Source organism: Rhodoferax bucti (assembly GCF_005876985.1).
Lineage (GTDB): Bacteria > Pseudomonadota > Gammaproteobacteria > Burkholderiales > Burkholderiaceae_C > Allorhodoferax > Allorhodoferax bucti.
The window spans coordinates 559,324-576,156 of the sequence record NZ_VAHD01000001.1 but is presented as its reverse complement, the minus strand read 5'-3'; the positions used below and the strand labels follow the sequence as shown (position 1 = coordinate 576,156).

The window sequence follows — 16,833 nt, the reverse complement described above, 5'->3', positions numbered from 1 at the left end:
GCATCGCTCTCGGGTAGGTGCCCCTTTTTTATGACAAGTTGGATTTCGCACAATGTCTGATGTATTGCTGAGCCTGCGAGGCATCCACAAGCGCTACGGGGCGACCCATGCGCTGCGCGGGGTGGACCTGGATTTGCAGGCCGGAGAAGTGCTGGCCCTGGTGGGCGAAAACGGCGCGGGCAAGTCCACGCTGGTCAAGATGCTGACCGGTGTGGTGCCGGTGGATGAAGGCCTGATCACGCTCCACGGTGTGGCCCAGCGTTTTGCCAACGCGCAGGCTTCGCAGGCGGCAGGCATTCTGGCCGTGCACCAGGAAACGGTGATGTTCGAAGAACTCAGCGTGGCCGAAAACATTTATGTGGGGCGCCACCTGATGCGCGGCCCCTTCATCGACTGGAAGTCCATGAACCAGCAGGCCCAGGCCGTGCTGGACCAGATCGGTGCGCGCTTCAAGGCGGTGACGCTGGTGAAAGACCTCAGCTTGGCCGAGCGGCACCTGGTCGAGATTGCACGGGCCTTGTCGCAAAAGGCCTCGGTGGTCATTTTGGACGAGCCCACCGCTGCGCTGTCGCAGGCGGAGATTCGCGACTTTTACGGCATCGTGCGCCAACTGCGCGACCAGGGTGTGGGCGTGATATTCATCACCCACAAGTTCGATGAAATTTTTGCCGTGGCGGACCGTTATGTGGTGCTGCGTGACGGTGCTGCAGTCGGCAGTGGCGCGATTGCCGATGTGAGTGAACAAGAGCTGGTCAAGCTCATGGCGGGCCGCTCCATCGACCAGATTTATCCCCCCATTGCCTCCACACCGGGCGAGGTGGTGATGACGGTGAAAAACCTCTCCCACCCCACCGAGTTTCACAACATCCACTTCGAGTTGCGGCGCGGCGAGATTTTGGGCTTTTATGGCCTAGTGGGCTCGGGCCGCAGCGAGGCCATGCTGGCCATCATGGGCCTGAACCCGGATGCGCGCGGCGAGTTCGTGGTGGGCGGGCAGGTGTTGAATGCCCGCCGTCCCGGCGACGCGATTGCCGCCGGCATTGCCTATGTGCCGGAAGAGCGCCAGCGCCAGGGTGGCATTCTGGGCTTCTCGGTGGAGCACAACATCAGCTTGGCGGGGCTCTCCCGTTTTGCGCGCGGCATCTGGCTCTCCAAACTGCGCGAGTCGGAGCTGTGCCAGCGCATGATTGCGCGCTTGCGCATCAAGACCCATTCCCCCGACACCCTGCTCTCCGGCCTGTCCGGCGGCAACCAGCAAAAGGTGGTGATTGCCAAGTGGCTGGGGCTGAACCCGCGCATCGTTATCCTGGACGAGCCTACCAAAGGCATTGACGTAGGCGCCAAACAGGCGGTCTACCACCTGATTGCCGAAATGGTGGAGCAGGGCTTGGCGGTGATTCTGGTCTCCAGCGAATTGCCCGAGGTAATGAACCTGGCCCACCGCACCATCGTCATGCGGCGTGGGGAGCAGGTGGCGGAGTTTGACAAAGCGCAGGCCCATGCCGAAGACATCGTGGCGGCGGCATCGGGATTGAACCAGCACGCAGCGCCCCCGGCGGCAGCGCGTGCGAGCGAGGAGTTGGCGGCATGAATGCTTTGAAATCGATTCGGCGCGAGTGGCTGTTGCTCGCCATCATCGTGGCCATTGCACTGGCGGTGGGCGTGCGTGCCCCGGTGTTTTTGACCTGGCGCAACGGCCTGGATATTGCCAACGACTCGGCGATTCTGGCTATCTTGGTAATGGGGCAGATGCTGGTATTGCTGACCCGTGGCATTGACCTGTCGGTTGCCTCCAACCTAGCCCTTACGGGCATGGTGTGTGCCCTGATCGGGAAGGCCTGGCCCGGGGCTTCCGTGCCCGTCCTGATCATGCTGGCACTCGCGCTGGGCGCCTTGCTGGGGGCGGTGAATGGCTGGCTCATCACCCGTTTCGGCTTGCCTCCCATTGTGGTGACGCTGGGCACTCTGTCGGCCTACCGGGGCGCCATCTTTGTGGCGAGCAAAGGCGCGTGGGTGTCCGACCAGGACATCCACGAAGTGATCAAGGGGCTGCCGCGCGAGGTGTGGCTGGGCCTGCCTGCACTGGTGTGGTTTGCGATTGCGGTCTTGGTATTGAGCACCGTGTTTCTCAAGCTGCGCCGTGAGGGCCGTGAAATCTATGCCCTGGGCGGCAACCCGTTGGCGGCGGCCTATGTGGGCATTTCCCCGCGCAAGTGTTTGATGCGGGTCTACACCCTGTCGGGCATGTTGGCGGGTTTGGCCGGCTTGCTGTGGGTGGGGCGCTACTCAATTGCATACACCGAACTGGCCGCCGGCTATGAGCTCACGGTGGTGGCCGCCTGTGTGATTGGTGGCGTCAGCATTGGTGGGGGTGTCGGCACCGTGGCCGGTGCAGCGCTGGGCGTGCTGTTCATCGGTGTGGTGAATGGTGCCTTGCCGGTGATCCAGGTCTCGCCGTTTTGGCAGCAGGCGATTGCCGGTGCCGTCATCCTGATTTCGGTCACCGTGAACGCACGCGCCGAGCGACGCGGCGGGCGCCAGATTCTGGAGCGCAAAACGACAACCCTCGACAACACGCAAGGAGCAGTGGCATGAGTGCCTGGAACACATGGGAGCGCGTCTTGCTGGCTTTGCTGGCCTTGTTGCTGCTCGTTTTCGGATTCGCACAGCCCGGTTTCATGACGCCGGATGCCTTGGCAGACAGCACTTTCAACTTCAGCGAAAAAGGCATCCTCGCGCTGGCGCTGGCCTTGCTCATCATTGCGGGTGAGATCGATTTGTCGATCGCGGCCATTCTCGCGCTGTGCTCGCTGGCCATGGGTTACGCCATGAAAGCGGGTGCAGGCCCCTGGGGCATGACACTGGCGGCCTTTGTCACCGGCGGCGTGGCGGGGGCGGTGAACGGGGTGCTGGTCACGCGCTACAAATTGCCTTCGATTGTGGTGACCATCGGCACCTTGTCCTTGTACCGCGGTCTGGCGCTGGTGGCGCTGGGAGACCAGGCGATTTCAGGCTACCCCGAGGCGTTTTCTATCGTGGGCAACAGCTATCTGGGCGAGTTGGTCGGGGTGCGTGGGCTGATTATTCCGATCGAGTTTGCCATTTTGCTGGTGTGCGCCTTGTTGGTGGGCATCACCCTGCACCGCACGGTGGCCGGACGCCGCTTGTATGCCATTGGCGCTAACCCCATCGCCGCGCGTTTCTCGGGCATCGAGGTCGACCGCTACCGCATGGCCTTGTTTGTGTTCGCTGGCTTGATGGCCGCACTGGCAGCCGTGATGCTGACCGGCCGTATTGGCAGCACCCGCCCCAACATTGCCATGGGTTGGGAGCTGGATGCCATCACCATGGTGATTCTGGGCGGTGTGGCGATTGAAGGCGGGCGCGGCAGCATCGTGGGCACCATGTTGGCCGTGCTGTTGCTGGGCCTCTTCACCTTTGCCATGGGCATGGCCAATGTGACCGGTATTGTGATGAGCATGGTGATTGGTGCCTTGCTGATTGTCTCCATGGTGCTGCCGCGACTGCTGCAACGCAAAGGAGCCACGGCATGAGCACGCTCCCAAGCACCGAGAAATATGCCTTCCGCATGTTTCTGAACCCCGGCTGCGTGGCCGAATACAAAAAACGCCACGACGAGATCTGGCCTGAGCTCAGTACCTTGCTGAGCCAAGCCGGTGTGCGTGACTACAGCATCTACCTCGATGAAGAGCACCACGTGCTGTTTGCCGTGCAGCGCCGCCTGCCCGGCCACACCATGGAGGCGCTACCGCAGCACCCGGTGATGCAGCGCTGGTGGGCCCACATGGCCGACATCATGCGGGCGAATCCGGATGGGTCGCCGGTCGCCGAGCCGCTGCCCTGCATGTTCCACATGGATTGAGGGGAGTGCGCGTGCCGGATGAACTGACGCTGGTGATCGACATCGGCAAAAGCCACGCCAAGCTCTTGATGCTCGATGCGGCAGGCGAGGTGGTGGAGCGCTACGGGCGTGACAACCGTAGCGTGCCTTCCGCCCTCGGCTACCCCGCGCTGGATGTGCAGGGCCTGGAGGCGTGGATGGCAGATACCCTGCGGGCTTCCGCCCATGCAAGCCGGTGCCGCCGGGTGGTCACCTCCACCCATGGTGCCGCTTTGGTGGCTTTGGCAGACGATGGCCGCCTGGCCTGGGACCCGGTGGATTACGAATATGACGCCTTGGGCCCGCACCCCGCACTGGCACAGGCCTTTGCAGATTCTGCAGATGCGTTTGGGGCCACCCTGTCGCCCGATTTGCCGGCGGGGTTGAATGCAGCGCGGCAGTTGTTCTTCATCCAGCACCTGCATCCACAGGCCTGGCAGCGTACCCGCTGCCTCGTGCCCTACCCGCAATACTGGGCCTGGCGCCTGTGTGGTGTGCAGGCCAGCGAGGTGTCGTCTCTGGGCTGCCACACCCATCTGTGGCAACCGCAGAGCGGGCAGTTCTCTGTGCAAGCCCAGGCGGCGGGCTGGGCGGCCTTGTTTGCGCCGCTGCGCTCCGCGTGGGAGGTGTTGGGCCCGGTGTTGCCCGACATGGCCGCCCGTTTCGGTTTGCCGCCGGACTGCGTGGTGCACACCGGTGTGCATGACAGCAACGCCTGCTTGGCGCGCTACCTGGGCGCCACGCCTGCCGAGGCGGCTGACGAGCAGGCGCTGACCGTGGTGTCTTCCGGCACCTGGACGGTGCTGATGGCCCCGGGGGCCTCTACCCACGGCTTGCAGGCGGAGCGGGACATGCTGGCCAATGTGGACGTGTTGGGCCGCGCCACTCCCACCGCCCGCTTCATGGGCGGGCGCGAGTTTGAGGCCCTGCTGGCCGGTGCACCGCCGGATGCGGCGGACTGGGGTGATGTGCACACCGTGCTCACTCACGGTGTGCTGGCCTTGCCTTCTTTTGCCGCCCATGGCGGGCCGTTCCGGGGGCAGACGGGTTGTGTGCGTGTGGGGGCGCAAGAGTTTGTTGATAGTGCAGCGGCCGGGCTTTCTGCCGGCCAACGCGCAGCCTTGGCCTCGGTGTACTGCGCCCAAACCACGGCCTGGCTGGTGCAGCGTTTGTGGAGCGACAGCCAGCTGCCCCGTACGGTGGTGGTGGAAGGGCCTTTGGCCCGCAATGCGGTGTTTCTCGGGTGTTTGCAGGCCTTGATGCCGCAGGCCAAGTGCCGGGTTAGTCACGATGCCGTGGAGGGCACGGCCCGGGGCGCCTGGATGCTCTCGCGCTGGGGGCAGGGCACGGCTGCTGATGTGTTGCCGATAGAGCCGGCCCCGGTGCAAGGGCTGCAGGCTTACCACGCGGCGTGGTTGGCGGCTTTACCGGCCTGACACTTCTGCGCAGGGGCTAGCGCAGCTGGACGCGCAGTTGCACCTCGGTGCGGGTGGTGCTGCCTTGCAGTTGTGCGCCCCGCAGGCTCTGCTGGTTGTTTTGGAGGTTTTGCTCGGTCTCTGCCACTGTCATCCACTCGCCCACTGGGAGCAGCATGCTGCTGCCGGTGCTGGACTGTACCGGTGGAGCATTCACTGCTCCTGCTTGGGGAAACAGGGGGCGCAGTGCTTGCTGGGTGTTGAGCTCCACCTCGACCATATCTCCACCGTCCCAACGCGGTAGCGCGCTAAAGCCCGTGCCCGCTTCTATTAGCACGGTCCCTTGGGTGGTCACGATTTGCCCGTTGCGCACAAAGCTTTGCAGCAGGCGCAATGGCGTTTGCGTTTGCACCGCGATGCGTGCAGGCCGGCCATTCAAAATGAGAATTTGTTGCACCGCCGTGCCGCTGCTCCGGCCTTGCGCCAGGCCGCCTGTGACCCTGCCGCCTTGTACGTCTATGTCCGCCTGCTGGCCGTCTTCGGATTGCACCTGCCTCACTTCGATGAGCAGATTGCGCAAGGGCAAAGGAGTTGCATTTGCTCCTGAATTGATAGCTGCTTGCGCATATACAGCGGGCGCCAGGTGCCAAAACAATGCCAAAGCCAGCCAATCTCTGCGGTTCATGGGCGTCCTTTCATGGTGGCGCCTGTGGGCGGCGCTTGTAACTGGCTCAAGGGCAGCGCACTGCTGGCCTTGACCTCGCCCAGCGAGAAGCTGGTGTGCAGGTCTTTGACGTTGGGCAGGTTGATCAGCACTTCGCGCGCGAACTGGCTGAAGCTGTTGAGGTCGCGGCTGACCACCTGCAGCTCAAAGGTGCCGGTGCCGCTGATGTAGTGGCAGCTAATGACCTCCGGAATCAGCCGAATGGCGTCCTCCAGCGCCTGCAACACATCCCCACTGTTGCGGTTGGCATCCAGGCGTACAAAGGCCAGCACCCCCAGCCCGATTTTGTGGCGGTTGATTTCCGCCCGGTATCCGGTGATGAAGCCGCTCTCTTCCAGCGCCTTCACCCGCCGCCAGCACGGCGCCGCACTCAGGCCCACGCGGGTGGCGAGCTCGGCGTTGCTGAGGCGCCCATCGTTTTGCAGTTCGCTCAGGATGGCCAGGTCATAGCGGTCAAGTGTTTCCATAAAACGCATTATGGAGAAAGAATCGTTCTTTAAGAGGTGGTTTTAAGGCAAAGAAAGCAAACACCTATCTGGGTTGCGGGCATACACTTTGCCGAACAAAAACACGGAGACAAGCACCATGAATGCACCCCTCAACCGGGACCTGCCCGCGCACATCCGCACGGCGCTGGATTCGGTCACCCTCGACGACAAATACGCCCTCGACCACGGCCGCGCTTTCATGAGCGGCGTGCAGGCGCTGGTCAAGCTACCGATGCTGCAGCGCGTGCGCGACCAGCGCGCCGGCAAGAACACGGCGGGCTTTATCAGCGGCTACCGCGGGTCGCCCTTGGGCACCTATGACCAGTCGCTGGTCAAGGCGCAAAAGTACCTCGAAGCACACCACATCAAGTTCCAGCCGGGGGTGAACGAGGAGCTGGCCGCCACCGCCCTGTGGGGTACGCAGCAACTGGGCTTCGCACCGCCGGGCAGCAACAAGTACGACGGCGTGTTCGGCATCTGGTACGGCAAGGGCCCCGGTGTGGACCGCTGCTCCGACGTGTTCAAGCACGCCAACATGGCCGGCACCACGCCCTGGGGCGGTGTGATCGCCGTGGCGGGGGATGACCACATTTCCAAAAGCTCCACCGCCGCTCACCAGAGCGACCATATCTTCAAGGCCTGCGGGTTCCCGGTGTTCTTCCCGGCCAATGTGCAGGAGATTCTGGACCTCGGTTTGCATGCCTTTGCCATGAGCCGTTTTTCCGGCGTGTGGGCGGGCATGAAGACGATCCAGGAAATTGTGGAGTCCAGCGCCACCGTCACCATCGACCCTGAGCGCGTCATCACCCGCATGCCGGCCGACTTTGAGCTCCCTCCCGGTGGTCTGCACATCCGCTGGCCCGACCATGCGCTGGACCAGGAAGCCCGCCTGTTTGATTACAAGTGGTATGCCGCGCTGGCCTACATCCGTGCCAACCGCCTGAACCATAACGTGATTGAGGGCCCGAACGACCGCTTCGGCATCATCTCCAGCGGCAAGGCCTACAACGACACCCGCCAGGCCCTGCTCGACCTGGGGTTGGATGACGACACCTGCCGCCGCATCGGCATCCGCCTGCACAAAGTGGGTGTGGTGTGGCCGCTGGAGGCGCAGCTGACCCGCGAATTCGCCACCGGCTTGCAAGAGATTCTGGTGGTGGAAGAAAAGCGCCAGGTTATCGAATACCAGCTCAAAGAAGAGCTGTACAACTGGCGCGCGGACGTGCGCCCCACGGTGCTGGGCAAGTTCAACGAGGTGGAAACGCCCGACCATTACGGCGCCGGTGGCGAGTGGTCCATGCCCAACCCGAGTGCCAACACCTTGCTGCGCGCGAATGCGGATTTGTCGCCGGCCATCATCGCCCGCGCGATTGCCCAGCGCATCAAGAAGCTAGGGCTGGATGCCGACACCAGCGCCCGCATCGATGCCCAGATGGCGATTCTGGAAGCCAAAGAGCGTGCCATGCACGTCATTGACTTGGGTAACTCCGGTGCAGCGGCTGCGGTTCGCCAACCCTGGTTCTGCTCAGGCTGCCCGCACAACACCAGCACGAAAGTGCCGGAAGGTTCACGGGCGATGGCCGGTATCGGCTGCCACTTCATGACCATCTGGATGGACCGCAGCACCGATGGCTTTACCCAAATGGGCGGCGAGGGCGTGCCATGGGTCGGGCAGCAACCGTTCACCAACGACAAGCACATCTTCGCCAACCTGGGCGATGGCACCTACTTCCACAGCGGCTTGCTGGCCATCCGCCAGAGCATTGCGGCCGGCGTCAATATCACCTACAAAATCCTCTACAACGATGCGGTGGCCATGACCGGCGGCCAGCAGGTGGGTGAGCGGCCGGAAGGGCACTCTGTGGTGCAGATCGCGCAGAGCATGCGTGCGGAAGGCGCTATCAAAATCATAGTGGTGACAGACGAGCCTGAAAAATACGATGCAGTCGAGGGGCTGCCCGAGGGTATTGCCATTGAGCACCGCGATGAGCTGGACCGCATCCAGCGCGAGTTCCGCGACATCAAAGGCACCACCGTCATCATTTACGACCAGACTTGTGCCACCGAAAAGCGCCGCCGCCGCAAGCGCGGCACCATGGTGGACCCCGCCAAGCGCGTAGTCATCAACGAGTTGGTGTGCGAAGGCTGTGGCGACTGCGGCGTGCAAAGCAACTGCATGAGCGTGGAGCCGCTGGAAACCCCCTTCGGACGCAAGCGCCAGATCAACCAGAGCACCTGCAACAAAGACATCTCTTGCGTCAAAGGCTTTTGCCCCAGCTTTGTGACGGTGGAAGGCGGTAGCCTGAAGAAGCCGGTCAAGCTGCAAACCGATGTCAGCGGCTGGCCGGCGCTGCCTGATCCGCAGCTTCCCGACCTTGCAACGGTGCAGGGAGGTGTGTGGGGCACCATTGTGGCCGGCGTGGGCGGCACGGGGGTGATCACCATGGGACAACTGTTAGGCGTGGCGGCCCACCTGGAAGGCAAAGGCATCGTCACCCAGGATGCTGGCGGTTTGGCGCAGAAAGGCGGGGCTACTTGGAGCCATGTGCTGATCGGCGCGTCGCAAGATGCCATCCGCACCACGCGGGTCGGTACAGCATCTGCAGATTTGGTGCTGGGCTGTGATCCGGTCGTGGTGGCAGGCAAAGAAACGTTGATCCGCATGCGTCCCGGTCGCACCCATGTGGCGTTGAACGCCAACACGGTGCCTACCGCCGGCTTTGTGAAGAATGCCGACTGGACCAACCCGGGCGACCAGTGCGTGAGCGACATCACCCGCACCGTGGGCGAAAGCCATGTCGGGCTGTTTGATGCCGATGCGGTGGCCACCAAGGTCATGGGCGACAGCATCTACACCAACCCTATGATGTTGGGCTATGCGTGGCAAAAGGGCTGGATTCCTTTGGGGCTGGCGTCCTTGATGCGCGCCATCGAGCTGAATGCGGTGGCTGTGAGCAACAACAAGGCGGCTTTTGAGTGGGGCCGCCGGGCGGCGGCAGACTGGCCTGCCGTGCAGCGCGCGATCAACCCGGGTCAGGTAGTGGCCTTTCACCCTCGTACCAATGAATCGCTGGAGGCCATGTTGGAGCGCCGCATCGCCTTCCTCACCGGCTACCAGAATGCGGCCTATGCCCAAGGATATGCCGATCTGGTGGCACGGGTGCGCAGTGCGGAGTCCGCATTGGGCGTGGACAAGCTGGTGCTCACCGAGGCGGTTGCCCGCTATTTCTTCAAGCTCATGGCTTACAAGGATGAGTATGAAGTGGCCCGTTTGCATACGGATGCGGCTTTCCACGCCAAGGTGGGTGCCTTGTTTGAAGGCGATTTCAAGCTGAGCTACCACCTCGCGCCGCCATTGTGGGCGCGCAAAAATGCGCAGGGCGAGTCGCAAAAGGCCCGCTTCGGCAGCTGGATGGGGCTGGCATTCCGGCTCCTGGCGCCTTTGAAGGTGTTGCGCGGTACCGCCTTGGACGTCTTCGGCTATTCAGAAGAGCGCCGGGAGGAGCGGGCGTTGGTGGGGGACTATCGCCAGGCCATCGAGGGCCTGTTGCCTACGTTGACCGTGGCCAACCGGGATGCGGCTGCCGCGTTTGCTCGCGTGCCGGAGCACATCCGAGGCTATGGCCACGTTAAAGCCCGCCATCTGAAGGCGGCCCGCGTCCAGTGGGCAGAGCTGTTGGCCCGCTACCACGCAGCACCAGCCCTGCAACAAGCCCGGGCTGCTTAGGGCCTTGCCCGCTTGTCCCGGGCGGGCCTTTTCCCCCGCTTACAATGACCGGTTGTCTGGCCAGAGGCCTGCCTGCGCGCAGCTCTCTGGCCGCAAACGTTTTTGTTTTGTTCCCTTTTGTGGAGTTTGCCTGTGTTCATTTCTTCTGCTTTTGCCCAAACCGCTCCTGCTGCTGCCGGAGGCGACATGCAATCCTCCCTGATGAGCATGCTCCCCTTGGTGCTGATGTTTGTGGTGCTGTATTTCGTGATGATCCGCCCCCAGATGAAGAAGCAAAAAGAGCACCGCGCCATGATTGACGCTTTGGCCAAGGGCGATGAAGTGGTGACCGCCGGCGGCGTGCTGGGCAAGGTTTCCAAGTTGGGCGACAGCTATGTCGGCCTGGAAGTGGCCAGCGGCGTGGAAGTGCAAGTGCAACGCAGCGCCGTGGTGCAGGTGTTGCCCAAGGGCTCCATCAAGTAAGTATTCAACCCGAAGCAAAGCGCGATCATGAACCGTTATCCGGTGTGGAAGTACGCGATCATTCTGGTCGCGCTGGTGGTCAGTGGCTTGTATGCCCTGCCCAATCTGTTCGGTGAAGCACCGGCGGTGCAGGTGTCTGCGGCCAAGTCTGCCGTGAAGGTGGACTCTGCCGTTTTGGCCCGTGTTGAGCAAGCCTTGAAGGATGCGGGGTTGGCCGCCGATGCGGTGGCTTTGGAAGGCACGTCTATCAAGGCCCGCTTTGCGGATACCGATGCTCAGCTCAAGGCCAAAGACACTATTCAGAAGGCCATCAACCCGGATGCGGCCGACCCGGCCTATATCGTGGCCTTGAACTTGTTGTCCCGTTCCCCCGCGTGGCTGACCGCTTTGCATGCATCGCCCATGTACCTCGGCTTGGACTTGCGCGGCGGCGTGCATTTCATGCTGCAGGTGGACATGCAGGCAGCGTTGACCAAGCGTGCCGAATCTCTCGCAGGGGACATTCGCACGGTGTTGCGTGAGAAAAATGTGCGCCACAGCGGCATTGCCCGCAATGCACAAACCGTAGAAGTGCGTTTCCGGGACGCTGCCACGGCGGATGCTGCCAAGCGCATCATCCAGGACCAATTTGCGGACCTCGAAACCGTGTCTGTAGCCGATGGGGCCGATGTGAAGCTGGTTGCCAGCATCAAGCCGGTGTCGGCCAAGACCATTCAGGAGCAGGCGCTCAAACAGAACATCACCACGCTGCACAACCGGATCAATGAGCTGGGCGTGGCCGAGCCGGTGATTCAGCAGCAGGGTCTGGACCGTATCGTGGTGCAGCTGCCCGGTGTGCAGGACACGGCCAAGGCCAAAGACATTCTGGGCCGCACGGCTACGCTGGAAGTCCGATTGGTGGACGAAGGCACCGAAGCACGCTCCGCCGAAACCGGCAGCGGCCCCGTGCCTTTTGGCTCGGAGCGTTACCTGGACCGCGATGGCCGCCCTGTCATCGTGAAGAAACAGGTCATCCTGACCGGCGAAAACCTCACCGACGCACAACCCGGCTTTGATGGTCAAACCCAGGAGCCCACGGTCAACCTGTCCTTGGATGCAAAGGGCGCCCGCATCTTCCGTGATGTGACCCGCGAGAACATCAACAAGCGCATGGCCATCTTGCTGTTTGAAAAAGGCAAGGGCGAAGTCGTGACGGCTCCAGTGATTCGCTCTGAAATCAGCGGTGGCCGGGTGCAGATTTCCGGTCGCATGACCACGGTAGAGGCTGCGGATACCGCGTTGCTGTTGCGCGCCGGTTCTCTGGCGGCGCCCATGGAAATCATTGAAGAGCGCACCATCGGCCCCAGCCTGGGTGCAGAAAACATTGCCAAGGGCTTCCACAGCGTAGCGTGGGGTTTCACTGCGGTAGCCATCTTCATGTGTGTGTACTACATGCTGTTTGGTGTGATTTCCAGTATTGCGCTGGCTTTCAACCTGTTGTTGTTGGTGGCGGTGCTGTCTATGTTGCAGGCCACGCTGACACTGCCTGGCATGGCCGCGATGGCCTTGGTGCTGGGTATGGCGATTGACGCCAACGTGCTGATCAACGAACGTGTGCGCGAAGAGTTGCGCAACGGCGCCTCGCCGCAGGCCGCCATCCATGCGGGTTACGACCGTGCCTGGGCCACCATCATCGACTCGAACGTCACCACCCTGATCGCCGGCTTGGCCTTGTTGGCCTTTGGTTCCGGTCCGGTGCGCGGCTTTGCCGTAGTGCATTGTTTGGGTATTTTGACCAGTATGTTCTCGGGCGTGTTCTTCTCCCGTGGTTTGGTTAATTTGTGGTACGGTCGTCAAAAGAAGCTGAAAACGGTGTCTATCGGGACCGTCTGGCGTCCGGAGTCCGGCCAGCAGGTCACCACCCCGTAAAGGAATAAGGCATGGAATTCTTCAAAATCCGCCGCGATATTCCGTTCATGCGGAATGCGCTGGTATTCAATCTGGTGTCGTTTGTCACGTTTGTTGCCGCAGTTTTCTTTTTGTTCTCACGCGGACTGCACCTGTCGGTAGAGTTCACGGGCGGCACGTTGATGGAAGTCAGCTACTCTCAGCCGGCCAATCTGGACTCCATCCGCAGCACGGTGGCCAACCTGGGCATCAATGATGTGCAGGTGCAAAACTTCGGCACGGCACAAGATGTGCTGATTCGCATGCCGGTACAAAAGGGCAGCACATCCAGCCAGCAAAGCGACAAGGTGCTGACGGCCTTGCAGGCGGCCGACAGCACGGCAAGCTTGCGTCGTACCGAGTTTGTCGGTCCCCAGGTGGGCGATGAGCTGGCGCATGACGGCCTCAAGGCATTGGCCTTTGTGGTGGTCGGCATCATGATTTACTTGGCCATGCGTTTCGAGTGGAAGTTCGCGGTCGCGGCCATCATCGCCAACTTGCATGATGTGATCATCATTCTGGGTTTCTTCGCCTTCTTCCAGTGGGAGTTTTCCTTGCCGGTGCTCGCCGCTGTGTTGGCGGTGCTGGGGTATTCGGTGAACGAATCGGTGGTGATTTTTGACCGTATCCGGGAAAACTTCCGGCGTTATCGCAAGATGAACACCGAAGAAATCATCGACAACGCCATCACATCTACCATCAGCCGCACGATCATCACCCACGGTGCAACCCAGATGATGGTGCTGTCCATGTTGCTGTTCGGCGGCGCTACCCTGCATTACTTTGCCTTGGCCTTGACCATCGGCATTTTGTTCGGCATTTACTCCTCGGTGTTTGTGGCGGCTGCCATTGCCATGTGGCTGGGCATCCAGCGCGAAGACCTGATCAAAGGTGGCAGCAAGAAAGACACCGATTCGAGCGACCCCAACTCAGGCGCAGTGGTGTAAGTAGTAAAGGTGGCTTGACTCATGGCAATCGGTCCCGTGCTCTCTCCGCGATTGCAGTTGACACGTGCGCTGCGTGAGCGTTTTCTTGCAGAGGCCGGCAAGGCCTTGCTGGAGATCAGTGGCGCAGTCCAGGAGCGCTTGACCACCTTGGTGGATGAGTTGACCAATGCGCGGGATGCCCAGTTGCGCCGCGATATCTGGATGGCCTACAAGCAAAGCCGTCCCCTGTGGATAGACGGCACCACCAAGGCCTGGCGTGAATGCCTGGAGCCGCCCAAGCAGAAAAAATCCTCGGGTCTGGAGTCTGCCGGACTGGAGCTGGTCGGCACCGAGGTGGTGGAGAACAAAATCCTCGCCTCCCGCATGGTGCTGGCAGTCAATGAGAAAGTGCTGCCTCAGCTGGAGGATTTGCGCATTCGCATCAAGTACCTAGAAGGTACAGAGGATTTGGAGGGGCATGACATCTTCCGCCCCGAGGTGTTGGTGCTGTTGCTGGTCGAGCAATGGGCGACCTCCGGTATGCCCGGCGAATCTTGGCCGATGGTCACGGAAGTGGTGCAGCGGCTGTTGATCGAGCGGTTGACGGTGGCCTACAAAAACGCCAATGACTTGCTGATCAGCAAAGGCGTGATGCCGACGATTGAGTTGAAAGACCGCGTGAAGGCTCCGGTCAGGTCTTCTGCGCCTGCTCGCCCGCCGGTTGCCCCTGGCATGCCCAATCCTCCTGATCATGGCAATAGCGCATACGGGGATGTGGGTTACGCCGACCCTGGTTATGCCCCGCAAACCGGGTTTCAGCACGGTGGCGGGTATGGCGGGAGTACGGGTTTTGCGCCTGCAACGGGTCGCGGTGGTTTACCCCCTTCAGGCGGGGGGATGCCCCAGGCTGGGGGAGCTTATGGTGTTCCTTCCGGTGCGGGTGCTTTGGGAGGCGGCGCACCGGTTGCGCGCTCTGGCGGTGGCTTTTTCAGCGGGCGCTTGGGCTGGGGTTCGGGCCCGGCTGCGCCACAGAGCGTTGGTGATGCGGTGCCTGCCTCCGGACCTCAGGCTGTGACTACAGGGGGCTCCACGCCGTTTTGGCGGCAATCGTCCGGTTCTGCAAGCGGTCCTGGACAGGTTTATGGCGCATCTGAAGAAACGCGGATGCTGACCGCCACGACCCCGCTGGCCCGTGCGCGAAGCCGCGCCCAGGGGGTGATTGGGCAAATTCGCCGCCTGTTTGTGACCCACGGCGGTGGCGACTTTGTGGGTACAGAGCACCATGCCCCATCGCCCGCGTTGGCTGCAGCGATGGCTCCTCGTCCAGGCCAGGCGTCCTACGCAGCCGGCGGAACGCTGTACGAGGATTACAGCCCGGCCGGTGTCGCCCGGGTTGCGGGAGACCTGCGCGAGAAAACAGCCGAACTCAAAAAGAAGGCCGAAACCAAGGGCGAAAAAGCCACCATCGAAATCGTGGCCTTGATGTTTCAGGCCATTCTCGCGGAAGAGCGCATACCGCCAGGCATCCGGGTGTGGTTTGCCCGCCTGCAAATGCCGGTGCTGCGTGTGGCGCTGGAAGACCCGGACTTCTTCGGCACCGCTACCCACCCCGCGCGCATGCTGATTGACCGCATGGGCTCGTGCGTCATGGGTTTTGATGCGGTCGGTGTGCATGGCAGCGCCATGGAGGCCGAAATCAAGCGGATTGTGCAAGTGGTGGAGCAGTATCCGGAAACCGGCAAAAAGGTGTACCAGATCGTCTATGACGAGTTCCAGAAGTTTCTCGCCAAGTTCCTGACCGAAAAAGGCCCGGCGCAAAAGGTGGTGGGGGTCGCCCAGCAGGTCGAGCAAAAAGAAACGCTGACGATCCAGTACACCATCGAAATGCGCAACATGCTCAAAGACATGCCGGTGCGCGATGAAATCCGGGATTTCCTGTTCAAGGTATGGGCCGAAGTGTTGGCCGTAGCAGCAGTGCGCAAGGGCCCACAACACGCAGATACGCTGGTACTCAAGAAGTCCGCCACAGATCTTGTCTGGGCCGCCAGTGCCAAGCCGAACCGGGCAGACCGGGCCCGGGTGATTCAAGACCTGCCGAATTTGTTGCTGCGCTTGCGCTCAGGCATGACGCTGTTGGCGATGGCACCCTCCGAGCAGGAAGCCCATGTCAAGCGGATCAGCGATACCCTGGCGGACGCTTTCATGTCCAAGACCCAGGCGATTCCGCAGGACAAAATTGATGCCATGGCCCAGCGCCTGGGCAACTTGGAAGACTTTGTCTCAGAAGACGGCATGGGCGACTTGCCGCTGGATGCCGAGAGCATTGAGATGATGCTGGGTATAGACGCGTCGGCCATCGAAGTGGTCGCCAACGGGGGCTCCAAGCCGACTGCGGCCATGATGGCGTGGGCGCAAGAGCTGCAACTGGGCACTTGGTACACCCTGGACCACAACCATCAAATTACCCAAGTGCAGTTTGCCTGGCGCAGCGATCGCAAACACCTGAATCTGTTTGCCTCTACATCCGGCAAGAGCTTTTTGATCCAGGGCGGGCGGTTGGCAGCCTATTTGCAGGCCGGCTTGCTTCTGCCGCAGGAAGAAGAAGCGTTGACGGTGCGCGCCACGCGGGATGCACTGGCCAAGCTGGAAGCCAACCCGGAGCGACTGCTCAGCTAAACCCGGTGGGTGCAGCCCTCAGTGGGCGATACGGTGTCCTGCATCGTCACACAGTTCGTCCAGCACCAGTGCGTTGGGCTCCTGGCCGAACGACCAGAACACCATCAGGATGATGATTTTCAAGTCCTCCAGCGCTACCGGCGCACGTGGAGTGGCCATGGCGCGGTCCATGACGACCTCGCGGATGTGAGCGGGGAGCACCCCCGCGGCGTCCATAAAACTCAGGTAGCCCAGGCATTGGGCGCCGAGGTGGTTTTGTTCGGGCACGGAATACACCCGTATGCTGCCGGGCGCGGGCAAATGCAACCATGTGCTGTGCACCACCGTCGGTAAATCCGTAGCCATGGGCCGGGCAAAGCGGGCCGCGCTGGAGAGGCCGTTCAGCCAGTCCATGGCCTCGGTGACTTCATCGGCTTCAAAGCCCACCGCTTGCAGTTTGCGCTGCAGATGTGCCGGCTCGGGGCAGGCATCTTCGGCGTAGTAGTTTTCGTAAACAAAGGCGAGGACTTCAAACATGGAAGCCAATATATCGCAGAAAAAACCGCCGCCGTCTGCGGGTCTGAACTGCCCCTCTTTTCTGGGTTTTGG

At 61.8% G+C, this 16,833-nt stretch carries 13 protein-coding genes; 10 read left to right on the top strand and 3 right to left on the bottom strand.

What is annotated here, in order from left to right; all coding sequences use genetic code 11:
• The first annotated feature begins 52 nt into the window (after positions 1-52).
• From FDM28_RS02730 to FDM28_RS02710, 5 genes are read left to right on the top strand one after another with little or no spacing between them, the layout of a single operon-like run.
• The gene (locus tag FDM28_RS02730) at positions 53-1,591 is read left to right on the top strand and encodes a sugar ABC transporter ATP-binding protein (protein WP_138512784.1); all 1,539 of its coding nucleotides are present in this window, start codon (positions 53-55) and stop codon (positions 1,589-1,591) included.
• Positions 1,588-2,595, top strand: coding sequence for an ABC transporter permease (locus FDM28_RS02725; protein ID WP_138512782.1), 1,008 nt, complete (start codon positions 1,588-1,590; stop codon positions 2,593-2,595). The genes FDM28_RS02730 and FDM28_RS02725 overlap by 4 nt, the downstream gene beginning before the upstream one ends.
• The gene (locus FDM28_RS02720; RefSeq protein WP_138512780.1) at positions 2,592-3,554 is read left to right on the top strand and encodes an ABC transporter permease; all 963 of its coding nucleotides are present in this window, start codon (positions 2,592-2,594) and stop codon (positions 3,552-3,554) included. The genes FDM28_RS02725 and FDM28_RS02720 overlap by 4 nt, the downstream gene beginning before the upstream one ends.
• A complete protein-coding gene (gene rhaM / locus FDM28_RS02715) occupies positions 3,551-3,883 on the top strand; it encodes an L-rhamnose mutarotase (RefSeq protein ID WP_138512778.1) in 333 nt (110 codons plus the stop codon). Before FDM28_RS02720 ends, rhaM begins: the two co-directional genes overlap by 4 nt.
• Positions 3,884-3,894: 11 nt before the next feature.
• The gene (locus FDM28_RS02710; protein WP_138512776.1) at positions 3,895-5,337 is read left to right on the top strand and encodes an FGGY-family carbohydrate kinase; all 1,443 of its coding nucleotides are present in this window, start codon (positions 3,895-3,897) and stop codon (positions 5,335-5,337) included.
• 16 nt (positions 5,338-5,353) lie between these two features.
• On the opposite strand, the gene FDM28_RS02705 is transcribed toward FDM28_RS02710, so the two are convergent.
• Together FDM28_RS02705 and FDM28_RS02700 are read right to left on the bottom strand one after the other, a co-directional pair.
• Positions 5,354-6,001 carry a hypothetical protein gene (locus FDM28_RS02705; protein ID WP_138512774.1) on the bottom strand — a complete coding sequence of 216 codons (648 nt, stop codon included), beginning with the start codon at positions 5,999-6,001 and terminating at the stop codon, positions 5,354-5,356.
• On the bottom strand, positions 5,998-6,507 hold the full coding sequence (locus tag FDM28_RS02700) for an Lrp/AsnC family transcriptional regulator (protein WP_138512772.1): 510 nt from the start codon (positions 6,505-6,507) through the stop codon (positions 5,998-6,000). Before FDM28_RS02700 ends, FDM28_RS02705 begins: the two co-directional genes overlap by 4 nt.
• 118 nt (positions 6,508-6,625) lie before the next feature.
• Here FDM28_RS02700 and FDM28_RS02695 point away from each other — a divergent pair, with 118 nt between their 5' ends.
• The 5 genes from FDM28_RS02695 (at position 6,626) to FDM28_RS02675 (ending at position 16,245) form a co-directional block, all read left to right on the top strand.
• Positions 6,626-10,255 carry an indolepyruvate ferredoxin oxidoreductase family protein gene (locus FDM28_RS02695; RefSeq protein ID WP_138512770.1) on the top strand — a complete coding sequence of 1,210 codons (3,630 nt, stop codon included), beginning with the start codon at positions 6,626-6,628 and terminating at the stop codon, positions 10,253-10,255.
• A gap of 132 nt (positions 10,256-10,387) precedes the next feature.
• Positions 10,388-10,717, top strand: coding sequence for a preprotein translocase subunit YajC (yajC, locus tag FDM28_RS02690; RefSeq protein WP_087495958.1), 330 nt, complete (start codon positions 10,388-10,390; stop codon positions 10,715-10,717).
• A gap of 27 nt (positions 10,718-10,744) precedes the next feature.
• Positions 10,745-12,625, top strand: coding sequence for a protein translocase subunit SecD (secD, locus tag FDM28_RS02685; RefSeq protein ID WP_138512768.1), 1,881 nt, complete (start codon positions 10,745-10,747; stop codon positions 12,623-12,625).
• Positions 12,626-12,636: 11 nt separating this feature from the next.
• Positions 12,637-13,590 carry a protein translocase subunit SecF gene (gene secF, locus FDM28_RS02680; RefSeq protein ID WP_138512766.1) on the top strand — a complete coding sequence of 318 codons (954 nt, stop codon included), beginning with the start codon at positions 12,637-12,639 and terminating at the stop codon, positions 13,588-13,590.
• A 21-nt stretch (positions 13,591-13,611) separates the two neighbouring features.
• Complete coding sequence (locus FDM28_RS02675; RefSeq protein ID WP_138512764.1) at positions 13,612-16,245, top strand: DUF1631 family protein; 2,634 nt, start codon at positions 13,612-13,614, stop codon at positions 16,243-16,245.
• 18 nt (positions 16,246-16,263) lie between these two features.
• Here the strand turns inward: FDM28_RS02675 and FDM28_RS02670 are convergent, their stop codons facing one another.
• Positions 16,264-16,761, bottom strand: coding sequence for a Smg family protein (locus FDM28_RS02670; protein ID WP_138512762.1), 498 nt, complete (start codon positions 16,759-16,761; stop codon positions 16,264-16,266).
• Positions 16,762-16,833: the final 72 nt, after the last annotated feature.

What these genes read in the sequence shown, in the direction of transcription:
- FDM28_RS02730 (WP_138512784.1), top strand. Translation starts at nt 53, where the DNA reads ATGTCTGATGTATTGCTGAGCCTGCGAGGCATCCACAAGCGCTACGGG.
- FDM28_RS02725 (WP_138512782.1), top strand. Translation starts at nt 1,588, where the DNA reads ATGAATGCTTTGAAATCGATTCGGCGCGAGTGGCTGTTGCTCGCCATC.
- FDM28_RS02720 (WP_138512780.1), top strand. Translation starts at nt 2,592, where the DNA reads ATGAGTGCCTGGAACACATGGGAGCGCGTCTTGCTGGCTTTGCTGGCC.
- rhaM (WP_138512778.1), top strand. Translation starts at nt 3,551, where the DNA reads ATGAGCACGCTCCCAAGCACCGAGAAATATGCCTTCCGCATGTTTCTG.
- FDM28_RS02705 (WP_138512774.1), bottom strand. Translation starts at nt 6,001, where the DNA reads ATGAACCGCAGAGATTGGCTGGCTTTGGCATTGTTTTGGCACCTGGCG.
- FDM28_RS02700 (WP_138512772.1), bottom strand. Translation starts at nt 6,507, where the DNA reads ATGGAAACACTTGACCGCTATGACCTGGCCATCCTGAGCGAACTGCAA.
- FDM28_RS02695 (WP_138512770.1), top strand. Translation starts at nt 6,626, where the DNA reads ATGAATGCACCCCTCAACCGGGACCTGCCCGCGCACATCCGCACGGCG.
- secD (WP_138512768.1), top strand. Translation starts at nt 10,745, where the DNA reads ATGAACCGTTATCCGGTGTGGAAGTACGCGATCATTCTGGTCGCGCTG.
- secF (WP_138512766.1), top strand. Translation starts at nt 12,637, where the DNA reads ATGGAATTCTTCAAAATCCGCCGCGATATTCCGTTCATGCGGAATGCG.
- FDM28_RS02675 (WP_138512764.1), top strand. Translation starts at nt 13,612, where the DNA reads ATGGCAATCGGTCCCGTGCTCTCTCCGCGATTGCAGTTGACACGTGCG.
- FDM28_RS02670 (WP_138512762.1), bottom strand. Translation starts at nt 16,761, where the DNA reads ATGTTTGAAGTCCTCGCCTTTGTTTACGAAAACTACTACGCCGAAGAT.